The organism is Kineosporiaceae bacterium, from assembly GCA_016713225.1.
GTDB lineage: Bacteria > Actinomycetota > Actinomycetes > Actinomycetales > Kineosporiaceae > JADJPO01.
Genome location: JADJPO010000002.1, coordinates 886951 through 903897, shown reverse-complemented (window position 1 = coordinate 903897; position 16947 = coordinate 886951). Strand labels below are relative to the sequence as shown.

Genomic DNA, 16947 nt, shown 5'->3' with positions numbered 1-16947 from the left:
CTCAGAGGGCGCAGCCCACCAGAACCGGCTCGGGCACCAGGATGACACCGAAGGCGTCCCGGACGCCGTCGCGCACATCGCGCGCCAGCGCCAGCACGTCGTCGGCGGTGGCCTCGCCCCGGTTGGTCAGGGCGAGGGTGTGCTTGGTCGACAGTGAGGCCGAACCGGGCAGTCCGAAACCCTTGCCGAAACCGGCGTGCTCGATCAGCCAGGCCGCACTCACCTTGACCTGGCCCTGCCCACCCTCGACCGGCCAGCGAGGAGCGTGATCGGGCAAACGAGCCGCCACCGTCTGATCCAGGATCGGATTGGTGAAGAAGCTGCCGGCACTCCAGGTGTCGTGGTCGGCGGCGTCGAGCACCATGCCCTTGCCGCGGCGCAACGCGAGCACCGCCTCGCGCACCGTCTCGAGAGGCGCGCGAGCGCCCACCTCGATGCCCAGGGTGCGCGCCAGCTCCGCGTAGCGCACCGGCGCCGACAAGGCCCCGAGCCGCCATTGAAAGGTGACCTCGAGCACGACGTAGCGTGGCCCGCCCCGGAACCGCTCCTCCTTGAACCGGGAATGCCGATAGGCGAACTCGCAGTCCGCCGCGGCCACCGTGCGGACCCGGTTCTGCTGCCGGTCCCAGGTGCGCACCGACGCGATGGTCTCGGAGACGTCCTGACCGTAGGCGCCGACGTTCTGGATCGGGGTGGCGCCGGTCGAACCCGGAATCCCCGACAGGGCCTCGACCCCCGACCAGCCCGAGCGGACGGCGAGCGCCACCACGTCGTCCCAGTTCTCACCGGCCGCGATCCGCACCGTGGCACCGGAGCAGGCGTCACGGGACTCGAGATCGATGCCTCGGGAACGGACGTGGACCACGGTGCCGGGGAAGTCCCGGTCGCCGACCACCAGGTTCGATCCACCGCCGAGGATCAGGAGATCATGACCCGCGGCGTCGGCGGCGCTGACCGCGTCGATCACCGCATCGGTGGTCTGTGCGCTGACGTAGGACACGGCTCGACCACCCACACGAAGGGTGGTCAGGTCGGCCAAACGGACGGTCACCTGGGAAACCTATCCTCGTTGTCAGCGTTCGATGTCGACGGCACGCGCAGCACCGGCACATACCAGGCTGAGAACCGCGGCCAGGCTCACCCCGAGCATCGCCCGGACGATCCCGACACGATCGGCCAACGTGCCCAACACAGGCGGCCCGGCGAGGAAGGCGACGTACCCGATCGATGAGACCACGCTGACCCGAGCGGCCGATCGCGCCGGATCATCGGAGGCCGCGCTGATGCCCACCGGGAACCCCAGAGCAGCGCCGACTCCCCAGCCGAACACGGCCAGCCCGGCCAACACCAGCGGCACGGCGTTACGGGCACCGAGCCCCGCAGTGGGGTCCGCCCACTGCGCGCCCAGCACGTAGACGACGAGCGCGACCAGCACCAGAGCAGCCCCCGACCGCACCACCCGCACCCGGCCGAACCGGGCCAGCACCACCGGGCCGGCGAGCCGGGAGACCGTCATCGCGGTGAGGAACAACCCCAACCCGACGGCGCCGGCGGCATGGGGTACGCCGTACCCGTCGACCAGCCCGAGCGCGATCCAGTCGTTGGCCGAGCCCTCGGCCAGGGCCATGCCGAGCATCATCAACCCCACCAGCACGGTGCGTGGCTCGCGCCAGGCCGCCAAGGCCCCCGAACCGGTCGGGGTCTGACCGGTCTCTGGCTTCGACACCGGCAGGAAGTACCGGGTGGCGATCACGATGGCCACCAGCGACATCGCCGCCGCCACGGCGAGGTGCACCGACAACGCGAGCTGCAACGCGGCCGCGGCCGCCCCGGTGAGCGCGCCGGCCACGGTGCCCAGGCTGAAGCCGGCGTGGAACCAGGGCATGATCGCGCGTTCGACCCGGCGTTCGACCTCGGCACCCTCGACGTTCATCGCGACGTCCCACATGCCCACGCCCACGCCGTAGGCGAACAGGGCCGGCACCAGGGTGCTCACCCCGCCCAGCCGGCCGGTTCCGGCCACGCCGACCAGCACCATGGCGCCGGTGCTCAGCGCAGCACAACCCAGCACCGTCGGCGCCGGGCTGAACCGGTGCACCACGGGGCCGGACAGGGGCAGGGCGAGGACCGAGCCGACCGACAGCGACAGCATGATCACCCCGAGCCGCCCGGGCGTCACCTGCAGCGCGTCCCGGACGGCGGGCAGGCGGGCGAGCCAGTTCGCCATCAGGAAGCCGCTGACGGCGAACACCACGGACACACCCACGACGGAGGACCGCCGATACCTCGTGGCAGGCTTGCGAGAATCCGTCACGAGAGCCGGACGACCGCCTGGGCCTTGCCGAGCACCCGTTCGCCGAGGCAGACCACGACCAGGTCGACCCGCACTGTCTGGGCCGACTCGTCCCGGGAGGCCACCGTGCCCGTGACCGTGACGGCGGCCCCCACCCCGTCGTCCGGCACGACGACCGGGTTGGTGAACCGGGTGCCGTAGTCGAGCACCGCACCGGGATCGCCGCACCAGTCGCTGACCAGCCGGACGGCGGTCGCCATGGTGAGCATGCCGTGGGCGATCACGTCGGGCAGGCCGACCTCGGTGGCCACCCGCGGATTCCAGTGGATCGGGTTGAAGTCACCACTGGCACCGGCGTAGCGCACCAGGTCGGCACGCTGCAGCGGGAAGGTCCGCTCGGGCAGCACGTCGCCGACCTGCACGGTGGCGAAGCGCGGCCGCTCACTCACCGCGCACCACCAGCATGGACGTGACCGTGGCCACCGCGTCACCGGCCTCGTCGGCGATCTCGACCCGGGTGGTCACCATGCCGTGCCCCCCGGCCGAGCGCACCATGTCGACGTGCAAGGTCGGCACCAGCCGGTCGCCGGCCACGATCGGGCGGTGGTGGCGGAACTTCTCCTCACCGTGAACCACCCGGCTGAAGTCGATCCCGGACGCCGGGTCGGCCACGTACTGGGCCTCACAGCGTTGGGCGACGATCACCGCGAAGGTCGGCGGCGCCACGACGTCCGGGTGGCCCAGGGCGCGGGCGGCGTCCGGGTCGAGGTGGGCCGGGTCGTTGCTGCCGATCGCCGCGGCGAACTCGGCGATCTTCTGCCGACCCACCTCGTACACGGACGAGGGGGGATAGACCTTCTTCGCGAAGGAGGTGTCCAGGGCCATCCGACGTTTCTACCTCATGCGCGGGCCGGCGCGTGGCCCGCACCCCGCCTCAGCCCATGCCGCCGATCTGGCCACCCGTGACCGGGATGGTCACCCCGGTGACGTAGTCGGCATCGGGCGAGACCAGGAACGCGGTGACGTTGGCGATGTCCTCCGGCTGGCCGAGGCGGCCCATCGACACCAGCGAGAGCGCGGCATGACGCGCGGCCTCGGGGATGCCCAGCCCGGTCTCGGCGTGCGAGTCCGAGCCGTGGGCGGCGGTCAGCCGGGTCTCGACGAAGCCCGGGGCGACCGCGTTGACGTTGATGTGGAACGGGCCGAGCTCGCGGGCCAGGGTCTTGGTGACCGACATGATCGCGCCCTTGGCGGCGGTGTAGTTCCACTGCCCCGGGTTGCCGGTGAACGCCACCACCGAGGAGGTGTTGACGATCTTGCGGTTGTGGGACGGCGCACCGTACTGCTCGATCTCGGCCTTGGCGACGTGGCGCAGGTGCGGGATGGCGGCCTGGGTCGCGTTGAACGCCGTGCGCAGGTTGGCGTTGATGACGACGTCGAGCGTCTCCTCGTCCATCTGGTGAAAGATCTTGTCGCGCGTGGTGCCGGCGTTGTTCACCAGGATGTCGAGCTTGCCGAAGGCGTCGACGCAGGCGTTCACCAACGTGTCGGCATCGGCGCGGATGGCACAGTTGCCCACCACGGCGATCGCCTTGTGCCCACCCGCGATGATCTCTCGAGCCACCTCGTCGGCCACGTGGCCGTCGATGTCGTTGACCGCCACGGAGGCCCCGTCACGGGCCAGCCGCAGGGCTGTGGCGCGGCCGATACCGCGGCCGGCCCCGGTCACGATCGCCACCCGGTCGTCGAGTCGTCCCATGGAATCTCCTTCGATCGCCTGGTCGAGACGTCCCACGACGGTCACCGCCGCAGGTCCGGATGCGACTTTCTCATCGAGACCGGCCCGTTACCAGGGACCTGCGCCAAACGTGCCAACGGCCGCCCCCAATGGTGGGACGGCCGTGGGAAGCGTCGGTGAACGGCGCTCAGCGGGTCTCGCGGTGCGCGACGTGCTTGCCGCAACGGGGGCAGAACTTCGCCAGCTCCATGCGGTCGGGATCGTTGCGCCGGTTCTTCTTGGTGATGTAGTTCCGCTCCTTGCACTCCGTGCAGGCCAGGGTGATCTTGGGGCGGACATCCTGCGACTTGCTGGCCACGGTGTACTGCCTTCTCTCGAGCTTCTGGGAACGGTGCGGGCGAAACGATGGGGCTGGTAGCGGAGGCGGGACTTGAACCCACGACACAGCGATTATGAGCCGCTTGCTCTACCGTCTGAGCTACTCCGCCCTCTGGCCGACCGACCGGCCCAGGGGCCGGAGTAGACCGGAGAGCCCCGATAGGGAATCGAACCCTAGACCTTCTCCTTACCATGGAGACGCTCTGCCGACTGAGCTATCGGGGCCTACTGCAGGTCGCTGACCGACGAACCGGGCAGCGGTTGACCAGGGTACACGGGCACGGCGCGCCTCACGAAATCGCGTTCTCCCGAGCCCGCCACGGCCGGCGGATCGCCCCGGCTCGGCCGCAGGATCGGCGGGTGCAGCGCCGTGGCCGGACCGGCTCGGAACAGCTGCGCCGGACGCCCCGCGCCCGCCGAGGCCGTCCGTTCGGCGACCGGCTCCAGGAACCCCGGCGCACCGGTGGCCTTGCGGTGGAAGTTGCGGGCGTCGAGCTCGGAGCCCCAGACCAGGTCGTAGACCCGGCGCAGCTGGGCCACGGTGAACCGGGGTGGACAGAACCTCGCCGCCAGGGTGGTGTACTCCAGCTTGGCCCGTACCCGCTCGACCCCGTCGGCCAGGATGCGGCCGTGGTCGAACGCCAGTCGCTGCGGGTCGGCCAGGAGCGGCGCCACCGGGACGAAGGCCGTCTGGTCGGCGTCGCCGCCGGGCCGGGGTTCGGGCAGATCGGGAACCAGGGCCACGTAGGCCGCGGAGACCACGCGCAGGCGGGGGTCACGGTCCGGGTCGCCGTAACAGGCCAGCTGCTCGAGGTGCGCCTGGGCTCGCGGTGGGCCCGCCGTGGCCAGGTCCAACCCGGTCTCCTCCGCGAGCTCGCGTCGGGCAGCGTCGTCCAGCGACTCGTGCGGCTGCACGAAACCGCCCGGCAAGGCGAGCCAGCCGGCCTGCGGCGCTTCGCCGCGTCGCACCAGCAGCGCCTGCAGCGCGTCGTCCCGCACCGTGAGCACCACCAGATCGACGGCGACCGCGAAGGCCGGGTACTGCGTCGCGTCATACGCCGGGACCATCCGGGTGACCCCTTTCTCGTCGACTTGACGATAACAGGATGATTATTTATCGTCATTCTGACGAGAATCTCTGGAGGACCTCATGGCCGACATCACCCGCCGCCTCGGCTGGCGCCACCTGCGCGGAACCCCCACCGCCCATGTCGTGCACCTGCGCCGAGGCCGAACCGTTCACGCCGGGACCGGGCAGGCGTTCTGGTTCCGAAGCCTCACCGCCTCGCTCAGTGAGATCCCGGTCGACGACCGCGAGTTGTCGACGGTCTTTCACGCCCGCACCGCCGACCTGCAGGACCTGACCGTGCAGGCCTCCGTGGGCTACCGGTTCGCCGATCCCGAGCTGGCCGCCACCCGCATCGACTTCGGCATCCACCCGGACACCGGTCTGTGGCGGGCCACACCCCTGGATCAGGTGGCCCTGCTGCTCACCGAACTCGCGCAGCACCACGGTGCAGCCCTGATGGCCGGCCAGACCCTCGGGCACGTGCTGGCCGGCGGGGTCGAGGGGGTGCGCACCCGGATCGAGCAGGGGCTGCAGGCCGAGCCCCGGCTGAGCGGGATCGGCATCGAGATCGTCGGCGTCCGGGTGATCGCCGTGCGCCCCGAACCGGCCATGGAACGAGCTCTGCAGGCCCCCGCTCGGGAGGCCGCCCAGACCGAGTCCGACCGGGCCACCTTCGAACGCCGCGCCCTGGCCGTGGAACGCGAACGGGCGATCAGCGAGAACGAGTTGCAGTCCCGGATCGAACTGGCGCGCCGCGAGGAACAGCTGGTGGCCCAGCAGGGCACCAACGCCCGGCGCGAGGCCACCGAGGCGGCTGCGGCGGCACGGATCCAGGCCGAGGCGGCCGCCGAGCGCGACCGGATCACCGGCCAGGCGAGCGCCGATCGGGTGCGGTTGCTGGGCGAGGCCGAGGCGGACGCCGTCCGCGCCGGACTGGATGCCCACCGCGACGTCGAACCACGAATCCTGGCCGCCCTGGCCCTGCAACAGCTGGCCGGCCACCTGCCCGAGATCGGCTCGATCACCCTCACCCCCGACCTCGTCAGCGGTGGGCTGTCCCGGCTGCTGGCCGGAGCAGCGGTGGCCTCGTGAGGAGTGAGCCGGCGGGCACCCTGGCGCCCCGGGTGGTCGTCGTGCACCGCCGTACCGAGCTGGACGACCTGATCGATCGCCACGCCACCCGGGGTCAGATGGAGTTCTTCCTGCGCGAGCGCGGCCGTGATCTGGCCGAGGTGCAACGCCGCCACGATGCCCTGATGCAGGCCCGGCGCCGGGTGAGCGCCGCCGTCCCGGTCGACTGGCGTCACGGCGAGGTCGAACGTGCCGATCTCGACCGGTTCCGGTTCGACGCGGGCGACATCGTGGTGGCCCTGGGCCAGGACGGATTGGTGGCCAACGTCGCCAAGTACCTCGACGGGCAGCCGGTGCTCGGCGTGGACGCCGACCCGGGGCGCGGCGTCGGCGTCCTGGTGCGCCACCTCGCCGGGCAGGTTGCCGCCGCGCTGGCCGACCTCGCCGCCGGGCGGGCCGTCGTTCAGCGGCGCACGATGGTCAGCGCCCTGCTGGACGACGGGCAACGGCTCACCGCGCTGAACGAGATCTACCTGGGTGATGCCGGGCACCAGAGCGCTCGCTACGACCTGGCCCTGCCCGATGGCCGCCTCGAGAGCCAGTCCTCCTCGGGCGTGATCGTGGGAACCGGCACGGGTGCCACCGGGTGGTTGGCCTCACTGCGCCACGACCGCGGCCATCAGGGGGACCCACCCACCCCCGAGCAGCACCGGCTGGCCTGGTTCGTCCGCGAGGCCTGGCCGTCACCCACCAGCGGAACCCGCTGCACCGCAGGGCATCTGATGGCCGATGAACAACTCGAGGTGATCGTGCGCTCCGACCGCCTGGTGGTCTTCGGGGATGGCCTGGAGCGCGACCACCTGAACGCCACCTGGGGTCAGCAGGTCACGCTGCGCCGAGCCGAGCAGGTGTTGCACCTCGTGGTGCCGTCAGCCTGATCCGCCCAGGGTGTCGGGTCGGAGCAGGTCAGAGCGCGTCCGATCCGGTCAGAGCTGGTCAGAGCTGGTCAGAGCACGTCGGTGCAGGTCAGTGGAACAACCGCAACTCGTCCAGGCCGATCCCCACCACATCACGTTCGACCAGTTCGATCCGACGGCCCGCCACGATCCGGAACAGTCCGGGTGCATCGACCCGAAGCCAGCCCACGGGTTCGGCGCCCGGATCGCCCAGGCAGACCTGCGCCGAGTCCAGGCCTCGGTCGGCGGCGTCCGTCAGGGTCACGTCGACCGCGGGGGTGCCGCGAGCGATCGACCGCTCGACCAACAGGGTCAGGGCATCGGACAGTCCGGGGGCGGCATAGGCATTCGGGATGCCCAGGGCGTCCCGGATGTCGCTGCCGTGGATCCACAGGCCCAGCACGATCGGCGCCACCGCCGGCGAGCCGACCGCCAGATCATGGGCCTGTTTCAGTTCGGCCAACAGCGCATCGAGTGACCAGCGGCGACGTTCGTCGACATCGCGCTGGTTCTGCTCGGCGGTGAAGGTACGGCCCGACTCACCCGAGGCCAGGGCCATCAGGATCGCCGAGCAGTGGGCCACGATGTCGCGCACCGACCACTCGTCGCAGACGGTGGTGCGGTCGAAATCGGAGCCGATGGTGCGGTCGAGCAAGGGCAACAGCACCTCGCGCTCGGCCTGGAGCAGCCGGGCATGGATCTCGCTCACGTGATCGAGGCTACCCGCGGGTCGGGCCGCGTGGTTCATACTCGCGGCGTGAGTGAGGTTCTCGGCCCGCGCGGGGTGCTGGGCGACGGATGCCCGTGCGGCAGCGGCGACCTGTTCGCCGTCTGCTGTGGGCCGGTACTGGACGGCGCGCGCCCGGCTCGAACCGCCGAGGAGCTGATGCGCTCGCGGTACACCGCCTTCGCCGTCGGGGACGTCGGACACCTGGTGCGCAGCTGGCACCCGCGCACCCGCCCCGGCGAGGTGGAGACGAGCGATCGGTCGTGGACCCGGCTCGAGATCGTGCGCACCGAGGCGGGTGGCGCCGAGGACGACGAGGGTGTGGTGGAGTTTCGTGCCCATTACGCCCATCCCACCCACCCATCCCACGGTCGGTGCCGCCTGGGCAACCCGGGGGCGGGGTGCAGCACGAGGTGAGTCGCTTCGTCCGTCGCGGTGGACGGTGGGTGTACCTGGACGCCGCGACCTGACGAACCGAGGGTGCCGCGGGGCTCGACGCGCGGCGTCCGGCACCGCTTGGATGGCCCGATGAAGGTCACCGTGCTGGGTGCCGGGTCGTGGGGCACCACCGTGGCGTCGCTGCTGGCGCTGAAGAACGAGACCACGCTGTGGGCGCGCAGCGCCGAGGCAGCCCACGAGATCACCACCGCCCACGCCAACACCCGTTACCTGGCCGGCTACCCGCTGCCGGAGTCGCTGCGAGCCACGGCCGATCTGGCGCAGGCCGTCGCCGAGGCGGATGTGCTGTTCGTCGGGGTGCCGACCCACGGCTTCCGGGCGGCGATCGAGGCGGCCGCACCGCACGTGCGGCCGTGGATCCCGGTGGTCAGCCTGTCCAAGGGGTTCGAGCAGGGCAGCCTGCTGCGGATGACCGAGGTGATCACCGAGCTGATGCCCGGCCACCCCGCCGGCGTGCTGTCCGGGCCGAACCTGGCCAAGGAGATCATGTCCGGCGCGGCCGCGGCCAGCGTGATCGCCACCCCCGACCTGGGCGTGGCCCAGCAGCTGCAGCGGATCCTGCAGTCGGCGCGGTTCCGGGTGTACACCAACCACGACGTGATCGGCTGCGAGGTGGGCGGGGCACTCAAGAACGTGGTGGCCATCGCCACCGGCATCGCCCAGGGACTCAGCGCCGGCGACAACACCCGCTCCGCGGTGATCACGCGCGGGCTGGCCGAGCTGAGCCGGCTCGGGGTGGCCATGGGAGGCGAACCGGCCACCTTCGCCGGGTTGGCGGGCATGGGCGACCTGATCGCCACCTGCGTCAGCCCGCAGAGCCGAAACCGTTACGTGGGTGAGCAATTGGGGCTGGGCCGTGAGCTGGCCGAGATCCTGGACGAGATGCACATGGTGGCCGAGGGTGTGAAGACCGCGGTCACGGTGCACGAACTCGCCGCCCGGCATCAGGTCGCGATGCCGATCAGCGAGGAGATCTATCGGGTGGTCTCGGGCCAGATCCGCCCCGCCATGGCCTATCGCGGGTTGCTGCGCTCGGGCCACGAGTCCGACCCGGGCTGAGCGCTCACTGGGCGCTCACTGGGCACTTCACCCGGCAGCCACCCGGCGACGCTGACCGCGCAGTGCCAGCGCCGTCGCTGCGCCGACGAGCACCGCCAGGACGACGGTGCGCTGCCGCCAGCCGTCCGCGCTGACCCCGGCGTCCATGACCCCGCCCCGACTGCCCGCGGACATCACCGAGCCGATGCTGCCCGCCGACATCATCGAGGCGGCGCTGCCGGCACTGGCCACGCCGAACACCGACCCTGCCGAACCGATCGAGAAGATCGAGGCGAAGCTGCCGACCGACCCGATGCTGAGCAGTGAGTCGCGGCTGGCGATGCACAGCACCGAGTTGTGTGAGGCGAGCGACCATGACCTGGGCATGCCACCAGCCTGCCACGCATGCGCTCAACCCGGCTGCCGACGGCGGTGTGACCTCAACTGCGGCTGAGGATCTCGGTCAGCTCGGCATCCGACAGCGGAATCGGGTTGGCCTTCATACTGCTGGCCTGCTGGGACGCCGCGACCACCGCGGGGAGGTCGGCCTGCGACAACCCGAAGCTGGTCAGGGACGGCACACCCAGCGCCGCGATCAGGTCGCGCAGCCAGTCCTCGCCATCGACCGCGCGTGCCTCGGGCCGGCCGGTGAGCAGCACCGCGAGTTCGTCGAACCGGCCGGCCGCCGGATGGTTCGGTGCCCGGTCGGCCAGGGCTGCACGGTTCGTCTCCAGAGTGGCGGCGAGCAGTGCGGCGCAGAGGGCGCCGTGGGGGGCGCGCAACCGGCCCCCGAGCACCCCGGCCAGCCCGTGCACCGCCCCCAACCCGGCATTGGCCAGACACAGCCCGCCGGCCAGACTGGCCAGGGCGAGGTCGTCCCGGCGGTCGGGATCGTCGTCCAGGCCCTGGGTGACGGCGGCCCGCAACGAACGCGCCGAGCGGACGATCCCGTCGCGGGCCAGCGCATCGGTGACCGGGTTCGCCCGCACCGACAGGAACGGTTCGATCAGTTGCGCCAACGCATCCAGGCCACTCGCCGCGAGGGTGGCCGGCGGGGACCCGATCAGCAGGTCCGGGTCGACGATGGCCAGGCGCGCGAGCATCAGCGGACTGCGCAGACTCACCTTGACCTCGCCGGCGGCCAGCACGGCGTTGCGCGTGACCTCCGACCCCGTTCCGGCCGTGGTGGGGACGGCGATCCAGGGCAGCGCCGGTCGGGTGAGGGGTTCGCCGCGGCCGATGACCTCCAGGTGGTCCATCGGGTCGCTGTCGTTGCCGGCCAGGATCGCGACTGCCTTGGCGACGTCCAGCGCGCTGCCACCCCCGAAGCCCAGGACGCCGTCACACCCGTTGGCGCGCAAGGTTTTCAGGGCCTCCCGCACGATGTCGACCGAGGGCTCCTCGGTCACGGCGAACGAGGTGACAGCCACGCCCGCGGCCTGCAGGGCAGCACGGATCGGCGCGGCTCGCTCGGTGCTGCGTCCGGTGACCAGCAGCGCATGCCGGACGCCGAGCCCGGCCAGCGCCGGGGCCGACTGCGTGGCGCGGCCCCGGCCGAACCGGAGGTCGGCGACCATCGCGAGGTCGAAGCTGCTGCCCACCGGCTCACCAGCCTGCGTCGTCCGGGGAACGATTGATCAACTTCGCACTGGATCGGGGCCGGGCCATCATCGGGGCCACGGTGTCGCGCCAGGTCGCGTAGTGGGCGGTCTGCTTGTGGTCGGCGGCGGCCCGCTCGTCGCGGTAGATCTCGACGAGCACGACGTGGCCCGGATCGTCGCGGTCGGTCAGCACGTCGAAACGGACCACGCCCGGCTCCCCACGGCTGGCGGTGGCGTTGAGCTCGGTGGCGGCCAGGAAGTCCTCGACCCGGTCGGGGACGACCGCGACGTCGACGTGAACGATCAGCAGGCTGTGAGCAGAGCCGGTCATGGCGCCAGTATCGACCCCGAGCCGCGCTCCGGACAGGACACCCACCTCCGTGATCATGCAATCCGCGCACAAAACGTGCACGGATTGCATGATCACCGCGTGGGGGTGTGGGGGCGGGGCGAGCGGAGATAGACCACGAGGGCGGCGACCACGAGCACGGCGGCGGCGGTGAGCAGCGCCGTGCTCACGCCGTCCATGAAGGCCTGGCGGGCGACCTCGGCGACCTGCCGGCCGGTCTCGCCGAGGCGGGCGATCATCGGTGACTGGGTGAACGCGATCGAACCGGTGACCCGCTCGGCGGCCTCGGGCGGCAGCTGAGTCACCACGCCGGCCACGCCGTCGCGGTAGGTGTTGGTGATCGCGCTGCCCAGCACGGCGATGCCCAGAGCGGACCCGAGCTCACGGGCGGTGTCGTTGACCGCCGAGGCCACGCCCTGCTTGGCCGGCGGCAGAGCTTCGGTGATCGCGGTGGTGGCGGGGGTTCCGGCCAGCCCCATGCCGGCGCCGAAGATCAGCAGTCCGGTGACGAACTGGGTGTAGTTCAGCTCGACGTCCAGCATGGCGATCACCACGAAGCCGACTGCCATCAGCAGCAGGCCGAGCGGCCCGACCCGCCGAAACCCGACGCGCTGGGCGAGCCGCGGGGCGGTGCGTGCCAGCGGAACCATCACCAGCGGCAACGGCAACAACCGCAACGCGGCCTGCAGTGGCGAGAGCCCGACCACGAACTGCAGGTATTGCAGGGCGGCGAAGAAGAACCCGAACGCGGCGAAGAACTGCACCGTGATCGACAGCGAGCCGGCGCTGAACCCGCGCAGCGCGAACAGCCGTGGGTCGAGCATCGGACGCTCGAGGTGTCGTTCCCAGACCACGAAGGCGACCCCGGCGAGCAGGCCCGCGATCAGCGCGATCAGCGTCATCGGGTCGGTCCAGCCCTGGTCGGGGCCTTCGATGACCCCGAACACCACCCCACCCACGGCCAGCAGCGACAGCAGCGAACCCACCAGGTCCAGCGGGGGTGCGTCCGCGTCCCGCGAGGCCGGTACCACGGCCAGGGTGCCGAGCAACCCCAGGACGGCGAGGACGACGTTGAGTGCGAAGAAGGAGTTCCAGCCGAAGTACTCGAGCAGCAGGCCCGCCCCGAACAGACCCAGGACGGCGCCACCGCCGGCCACGCCGACCCAGACGCCGATGGCCCGAGGACGTTCGTGCTCGGGGAACGAGGTGGTGATCACCGACAGCGTGGTGGGCATGATGCCGGCCGCCCCGACGCCCATCGCGGCCCGCAGGATGATCAGCAGCATGGGGTCGCTCGTCAGCGTGGCGAGGCCCGCAGCAGTACCGAAGGTGGCCAATCCGGCGAGCAGGATTCCCTTGCGGCCGAACCGGTCCCCCAGCGCGCCCGCGAAGAGCAGGAGACCGGCGAAGACCACGGTGTAGGCATCGACGATCCAGGTGAGCTCGGTCTGGGTGGCGGCGGTGTCGCGCGCCAGGCTGGGCAGGGCCACGTTGAGGCCACTGACCGCCGAGACCACGGTCATCAGCGAGAGCGCCATGACGACGAGCACGAGGCGGGTCCGGCGCGGGGACAACACCCCGGACGCCGGGTCGTTCGGTCGGGACGGGTGGACGAGGGTGGGCGGCATGAGTGCCTCCGTCACAGGGGAACAGTGGTGGACGCGGGTAATTCCCCGCATGGGGAATAGTCATTCGCCATGCGCTGAAATGTCAAGAGTGGCCCGGCGCGTTACCGTCGAGGGATGTGCCGCAACATCCGAACCCTGCACAACTTCGAGCCCCCGGCCACCTCACAGGAGGTGCTGGCAGCGGCCACCCAGTACGTACGCAAGGTGGCCGGCACCACCAAGCCGGCACGCGACAACCAGGCGGTCTTCGACGAGGCCATCGCCGCCGTGGCCGCGGCGACCCAGCAGTTGCTGGACAGCCTGGTCGCCCACGGCGCCCCCAAGGACCGCGAGGTCGAGGCGACCAAGGCACGGGCGCGAGCGGCCCAGCGCTACGCGACCGGCTGAGTCGAGCTCACTTCGGCGGCAGGCCACCGACGTAGCCCACACCCTGGGCGACCCAGTCGCGCAGGGTGTCGTCGTCGTCCAGGCCGGCCGGGTCGATGCTCAGCCAGCCGTTCATCGCCCGGCCGCGCATGGCGAACCGCTGCGCGTGGGGGCGCTCGGTGAGGGCCTCGACCTGGGCCGGGTCGATACGCAGCAGCAGTCCCCCGTCGCTGGCGGCGGCCACGGCCATGTGCCCGTCGAGCATGAATCCCAGGCCACCGAACATGCGCTGCTCGGTCAGTCGGACGCCGTCCGGCGCCAGCTCGTGGAGCACCATCCGCAGCCGGTCGGCGAGTTCAGGGTCGAAGGCCATGACCGAGTTTGACACGTGGCGGCAGGCAGCGCCGGCAGCGTCAGTGGCTCCTCAGCGGCTGACGCTGCCCATCCGGACCACTTCGAAGGCGTTGCCCGGCACCTGTTTCAGGGCGCCGAGCTGGTCGTCGTCCCAGCGGCGATCGGGCGCACCCGACACGTACCAGCTCGAGCCGTTGTCGGCGACGATCATGCCGTAGGTCTTCAACGCCTGCAGCACCACCCGAGCCTGCTTCGGGTAGCTCGAGATGTCGAAGCTCGCCTTCAACCGCACCCGCATCCCCATCGGCGGCAGGCTGGTGTCGGTGCGGCTGCTGGCGGCGTGCCGTGCTGGAGCGACGTAGCCGGCGCGGGTGGCCGAGACCGTGAACCTCAGCGCATGCCGGATCTGCCCCGAGGCCACCTCGTCGTACCGCACCAGGCCGGGCAGGATCGGCAGCCCGGCGGCGTCCGCACTGGTCCAGCCCGCCGGGCGAGAAGCGTTGCTGCGCAAGTCGAACACCGCTCCCGACCCGGCGGTCCACGACGTCCCGCCGGCGACCGGGTGGGCATCGAAGAGCTCATAGAGCCGCCAGGCATCCCGGTCGACGACGATGACGTGACGGTCGCCGTCGGCGGCGGCACCACCCTCGATCGGGGCGTTCGGTGGAATCGGGTACGGCCCGGGGTCGCTCTCGTCTGCGTACTCGAAGCGGACCGGAACCTTCTTCTGCGTGCCGGAGACGACCACGTAGGGGATGCCGAAGGGTCCACCGTTCCAGTTCGCCCCGAAGTCGGGGTGCAGGTGGCCGGTGGCGCCGATGGCCGCGATCAGGGTGGCCGAGGCGGGATCGACCGGGGCATCGGCGACGGGTGTGTTCCAGGGGTTGTCGGCCGGGAACAGCCGGCGCCCGGCCAGGCTCGCTCCGGCACCCAGACCCACGGCCCCAGCCGGTGCGGACGGCGGCCTCGTGCGCGACGGCGTGGCCACCCCGCTGCGGGACGGCGTGGCCGTGCCGACAGCCGATCCGGACGCCGAGCCGGAAGGTGCGGGCGAGGTCGAGTTCGGCGCGCTCGGCGCGGGCGCGGTCGCTGCGATGGACGGGCTGGGCGCGGGCGGGCTCGGGGTGAGCGTGGCGTCCGGGCCGCTGCAAGCGACCAGGGCGAGCAGCAGCGCTGGGCCCAGCACCGAAGCCGGACCTGAACCCGATCGGAGGACGGTTCGCGACATGCCCGGCACCGTATCGGGGCGCTCTGGCAGACTCCCGCCCATGACGGACGGATCGGGGCCCGTCCCGGGGATCACGCTGCTGGAGGAGATCGGCCACGGCGGGTTCGCCACCGTGTACCGGGCTCACCAGCACTCGGTGGACCGGCTGGTCGCGGTGAAGATCGACAACCGTCGACTGGTCGATCCGACCGACCGGCGCCGGTTCGTCCGCGAGGCGACGTCCGCCGGGCGACTCTCGTCCCACCCCAACATCCTCACCCTGTACGACTGCGGCACCACGGACGACGGCCGGCCCTACCTGGTGATGGAGTACTGCCCCGACGGCAGCTACTGGTCGATCTGTGCCCGTCACGGACCTCGGCCGACGCAGGAGGTGGCCGACGTCGGCGCCGCCATCGCCGATGCGCTCGCGGCCGCCCACGCCCAGGGCATCCTGCACCGGGACATCAAGCCGGCCAACCTGCTGCTGAACCAGTACGGCTCGGTGCTGCTGTCGGACTTCGGCCTCGCCACGTTGCCGCGTGGCGAACCCGGGCACTCGGTGACACTCGAGGCCCTGACCCCCGACTACGCGCCACCGGAGGCCTTTCACTACGTCGAGCCCTCGGCAGCGGCCGACATCTACTCGCTCGGCTGCACGTTGTACGCCCTGCTCTGCGGGCGGGCGCCCCGGGCGGACAGCTCGGGCCGCTCGCCCTCGATCCCGGTACTGCTCGCGCAGCACCCGATGCCCCTCGCCCCCGTGGGGGTTCCGGGCTCGTCCGCACTGATGGACGTGATCTGGCGGGCGACCGCTTACGAGCCGGCGCAACGGTTCGCCTCGGCGGCCGACCTGCGCGACGCACTGCGATCGGTGAGCGCCGGAGGGCCTGCCCCGGTCCCGGCCCCGGCCCCGGCCTCCGGCGCCGGCCCGGTCCCCGCCATCAGCCCGGCGATCGCGCAGACCGACTGGACGACGGGTCCCGGCGTGCAGCCCTCGCCCGCGGCCGTCGTCCCGGGCCAACGCCGCGCTCTGACCGTGGGCCTGGTCGGGCTGGCCGTGCTGCTGGTGGCGGGCGTCGGCTGGTGGGGGCTGAGACGTTCCGCGGGCGCCGGGACCAACACCGCCGCCGCGCCATCCGCCGCGCCATCCGCCGCGCCGTCCGCCGCCTCGAACCAGGCCGTGGCTCCGGTGGTGAGCGGCACCGCATCCGCGCCGACGGCGAGGTCCTCGACGGCAGCCTCGGCACCGACGACCAGGGGTGCCACCGCCCGACCCAGCCCACGGGCGACCCGGGCCACACCGGCGAGTTCCCCACCGCCACGAACCCGGACCACGACTGCCGGTGGCGGTGGCGGTGGCGGTGGCGCCCAGTGCTACGCCGGTCTGGTGAACATCAGCGGGATCCAGACCGCACGCGGCGCCCCCTGCGCCGAACCGCACTACTGGGAGGTCTATGCCCGAGGCATCCTCAGTGCCACCACGGCGAGCGTCGACCTGGACGTCGTCATGGCCGACCCCCGGGTCGCCGCCACCTGCTCGGCAGCGGCCCTGCAGCGCTACCTGGGCGGGGCCTCCCCCGGTGGGTTCGACCGCGAGGTGCTGCCGCCGACCGAGGCCTCGTTCGCCGCCGGCTCCAAGGGATTCACCTGCTTGGCCGCGCGCTCGGGCGCCGGCGAGGTGACCGGCTCGCTGCGCCAGGGGTGAGTGGT

General features: G+C 71.7%; 20 protein-coding genes and 2 tRNA genes. 6 read left to right on the top strand and 16 right to left on the bottom strand.

Going from position 1 to position 16947, the window contains the following annotated elements; genetic code table 11:
- Position 1: 1 nt before the first annotated feature.
- The 9 genes from IPK24_10050 to IPK24_10010 form a co-directional block, all read right to left on the bottom strand.
- The gene (locus IPK24_10050; protein MBK8075892.1) at positions 2–1051 is read right to left on the bottom strand and encodes a UDP-N-acetylmuramate dehydrogenase; all 1050 of its coding nucleotides are present in this window, start codon (positions 1049–1051) and stop codon (positions 2–4) included.
- A 21-nt stretch (positions 1052–1072) separates the two neighbouring features.
- A complete protein-coding gene (locus IPK24_10045; protein ID MBK8075891.1) occupies positions 1073–2227 on the bottom strand; it encodes an MFS transporter in 1155 nt (384 codons plus the stop codon).
- 83 nt (positions 2228–2310) lie between these two features.
- Positions 2311–2742 carry a MaoC family dehydratase gene (locus IPK24_10040; GenBank protein ID MBK8075890.1) on the bottom strand — a complete coding sequence of 144 codons (432 nt, stop codon included), beginning with the start codon at positions 2740–2742 and terminating at the stop codon, positions 2311–2313.
- Positions 2735–3178 (bottom strand): MaoC family dehydratase N-terminal domain-containing protein, encoded by a 444-nt coding sequence (locus IPK24_10035; GenBank protein MBK8075889.1) that lies wholly within the window; start codon positions 3176–3178, stop codon positions 2735–2737. The genes IPK24_10040 and IPK24_10035 overlap by 8 nt, the downstream gene beginning before the upstream one ends.
- A gap of 49 nt (positions 3179–3227) precedes the next feature.
- Positions 3228–4052: a 3-oxoacyl-ACP reductase FabG gene (locus tag IPK24_10030; GenBank protein ID MBK8075888.1), complete on the bottom strand. Its 825-nt coding sequence runs from the start codon at positions 4050–4052 to the stop codon at positions 3228–3230.
- 166 nt (positions 4053–4218) lie between these two features.
- Complete coding sequence (gene rpmG / locus IPK24_10025) at positions 4219–4389, bottom strand: 50S ribosomal protein L33 (GenBank protein MBK8075887.1); 171 nt, start codon at positions 4387–4389, stop codon at positions 4219–4221.
- Positions 4390–4443: 54 nt separating this feature from the next.
- Positions 4444–4519, bottom strand: a tRNA-Met gene (locus tag IPK24_10020).
- A 42-nt stretch (positions 4520–4561) separates the two neighbouring features.
- A tRNA-Thr gene (locus IPK24_10015) sits at positions 4562–4634 on the bottom strand.
- Positions 4635–5477, bottom strand: coding sequence for an NUDIX hydrolase (locus IPK24_10010; protein MBK8075886.1), 843 nt, complete (start codon positions 5475–5477; stop codon positions 4635–4637). It abuts the tRNA gene before it with no gap.
- Positions 5478–5559: 82 nt separating this feature from the next.
- Between IPK24_10010 and IPK24_10005 the strand changes: the two genes are divergently transcribed.
- A complete protein-coding gene (locus tag IPK24_10005) occupies positions 5560–6570 on the top strand; it encodes an SPFH domain-containing protein (protein MBK8075885.1) in 1011 nt (336 codons plus the stop codon).
- A gap of 98 nt (positions 6571–6668) precedes the next feature.
- The gene (locus IPK24_10000) at positions 6669–7487 is read left to right on the top strand and encodes an NAD(+)/NADH kinase (protein MBK8075884.1); all 819 of its coding nucleotides are present in this window, start codon (positions 6669–6671) and stop codon (positions 7485–7487) included.
- 88 nt (positions 7488–7575) lie between these two features.
- Here IPK24_10000 and IPK24_09995 read toward each other — a convergent pair whose 3' ends face one another.
- A complete protein-coding gene (locus tag IPK24_09995) occupies positions 7576–8214 on the bottom strand; it encodes a maleylpyruvate isomerase family mycothiol-dependent enzyme (GenBank protein MBK8075883.1) in 639 nt (212 codons plus the stop codon).
- On the opposite strand from IPK24_09995, the gene IPK24_09990 reads away from it, so the two are divergent.
- On the top strand, positions 8200–8649 hold the full coding sequence (locus tag IPK24_09990; GenBank protein ID MBK8075882.1) for an SEC-C domain-containing protein: 450 nt from the start codon (positions 8200–8202) through the stop codon (positions 8647–8649). The genes IPK24_09995 and IPK24_09990 overlap by 15 nt on opposite strands.
- Before the next feature lie 111 nt (positions 8650–8760).
- The gene (locus tag IPK24_09985; protein MBK8075881.1) at positions 8761–9750 is read left to right on the top strand and encodes an NAD(P)H-dependent glycerol-3-phosphate dehydrogenase; all 990 of its coding nucleotides are present in this window, start codon (positions 8761–8763) and stop codon (positions 9748–9750) included.
- 27 nt (positions 9751–9777) lie between these two features.
- On the opposite strand, the gene IPK24_09980 is transcribed toward IPK24_09985, so the two are convergent.
- From IPK24_09980 to IPK24_09965, 4 genes are all read right to left on the bottom strand, one after another.
- Positions 9778–10116 carry a hypothetical protein gene (locus tag IPK24_09980; protein MBK8075880.1) on the bottom strand — a complete coding sequence of 113 codons (339 nt, stop codon included), beginning with the start codon at positions 10114–10116 and terminating at the stop codon, positions 9778–9780.
- A 53-nt stretch (positions 10117–10169) separates the two neighbouring features.
- Positions 10170–11306 carry an iron-containing alcohol dehydrogenase gene (locus IPK24_09975; protein MBK8075879.1) on the bottom strand — a complete coding sequence of 379 codons (1137 nt, stop codon included), beginning with the start codon at positions 11304–11306 and terminating at the stop codon, positions 10170–10172.
- Positions 11307–11334: 28 nt separating this feature from the next.
- Positions 11335–11661, bottom strand: a complete 327-nt coding sequence (locus tag IPK24_09970) for an antibiotic biosynthesis monooxygenase (GenBank protein MBK8075878.1) — start codon at positions 11659–11661, stop codon at positions 11335–11337.
- Between the two features lie 92 nt (positions 11662–11753).
- Positions 11754–13307, bottom strand: a complete 1554-nt coding sequence (locus tag IPK24_09965) for an MFS transporter (GenBank protein ID MBK8075877.1) — start codon at positions 13305–13307, stop codon at positions 11754–11756.
- Positions 13308–13421: 114 nt separating this feature from the next.
- Between IPK24_09965 and IPK24_09960 the strand changes: the two genes are divergently transcribed.
- The gene (locus IPK24_09960; protein MBK8075876.1) at positions 13422–13694 is read left to right on the top strand and encodes a DUF2277 domain-containing protein; all 273 of its coding nucleotides are present in this window, start codon (positions 13422–13424) and stop codon (positions 13692–13694) included.
- A 7-nt stretch (positions 13695–13701) separates the two neighbouring features.
- Here the strand turns inward: IPK24_09960 and IPK24_09955 are convergent, their stop codons facing one another.
- Both IPK24_09955 and IPK24_09950 read right to left on the bottom strand, forming a co-directional pair.
- Positions 13702–14046 carry a TfoX/Sxy family protein gene (locus IPK24_09955; GenBank protein ID MBK8075875.1) on the bottom strand — a complete coding sequence of 115 codons (345 nt, stop codon included), beginning with the start codon at positions 14044–14046 and terminating at the stop codon, positions 13702–13704.
- A gap of 51 nt (positions 14047–14097) precedes the next feature.
- Complete coding sequence (locus tag IPK24_09950) at positions 14098–15255, bottom strand: hypothetical protein (GenBank protein ID MBK8075874.1); 1158 nt, start codon at positions 15253–15255, stop codon at positions 14098–14100.
- Positions 15256–15295: 40 nt separating this feature from the next.
- On the opposite strand from IPK24_09950, the gene IPK24_09945 reads away from it, so the two are divergent.
- A complete protein-coding gene (locus IPK24_09945; GenBank protein ID MBK8075873.1) occupies positions 15296–16942 on the top strand; it encodes a protein kinase in 1647 nt (548 codons plus the stop codon).
- Positions 16943–16947 lie beyond the last annotated feature (5 nt).

Bases quoted from the DNA above. Each gene is read 5' to 3' on its own strand.
- IPK24_10030 (MBK8075888.1), bottom strand. From the start codon at position 4,052: ATGGGACGACTCGACGACCGGGTGGCGATCGTGACCGGGGCCGGCCGC.
- IPK24_09960 (MBK8075876.1), top strand. From the start codon at position 13,422: ATGTGCCGCAACATCCGAACCCTGCACAACTTCGAGCCCCCGGCCACC.
- IPK24_10045 (MBK8075891.1), bottom strand. From the start codon at position 2,227: ATGGCGAACTGGCTCGCCCGCCTGCCCGCCGTCCGGGACGCGCTGCAG.
- IPK24_09975 (MBK8075879.1), bottom strand. From the start codon at position 11,306: ATGGTCGCCGACCTCCGGTTCGGCCGGGGCCGCGCCACGCAGTCGGCC.
- IPK24_10000 (MBK8075884.1), top strand. From the start codon at position 6,669: ATGGAGTTCTTCCTGCGCGAGCGCGGCCGTGATCTGGCCGAGGTGCAA.
- IPK24_09985 (MBK8075881.1), top strand. From the start codon at position 8,761: ATGAAGGTCACCGTGCTGGGTGCCGGGTCGTGGGGCACCACCGTGGCG.
- IPK24_09980 (MBK8075880.1), bottom strand. From the start codon at position 10,116: ATGCCCAGGTCATGGTCGCTCGCCTCACACAACTCGGTGCTGTGCATC.
- IPK24_09970 (MBK8075878.1), bottom strand. From the start codon at position 11,661: ATGACCGGCTCTGCTCACAGCCTGCTGATCGTTCACGTCGACGTCGCG.
- IPK24_09990 (MBK8075882.1), top strand. From the start codon at position 8,200: ATGGATCTCGCTCACGTGATCGAGGCTACCCGCGGGTCGGGCCGCGTG.
- IPK24_10010 (MBK8075886.1), bottom strand. From the start codon at position 5,477: ATGGTCCCGGCGTATGACGCGACGCAGTACCCGGCCTTCGCGGTCGCC.
- IPK24_10005 (MBK8075885.1), top strand. From the start codon at position 5,560: ATGGCCGACATCACCCGCCGCCTCGGCTGGCGCCACCTGCGCGGAACC.
- IPK24_09945 (MBK8075873.1), top strand. From the start codon at position 15,296: ATGACGGACGGATCGGGGCCCGTCCCGGGGATCACGCTGCTGGAGGAG.
- IPK24_09965 (MBK8075877.1), bottom strand. From the start codon at position 13,307: ATGCCGCCCACCCTCGTCCACCCGTCCCGACCGAACGACCCGGCGTCC.
- IPK24_10035 (MBK8075889.1), bottom strand. From the start codon at position 3,178: ATGGCCCTGGACACCTCCTTCGCGAAGAAGGTCTATCCCCCCTCGTCC.
- IPK24_09955 (MBK8075875.1), bottom strand. From the start codon at position 14,046: ATGGCCTTCGACCCTGAACTCGCCGACCGGCTGCGGATGGTGCTCCAC.
- IPK24_09950 (MBK8075874.1), bottom strand. From the start codon at position 15,255: ATGTCGCGAACCGTCCTCCGATCGGGTTCAGGTCCGGCTTCGGTGCTG.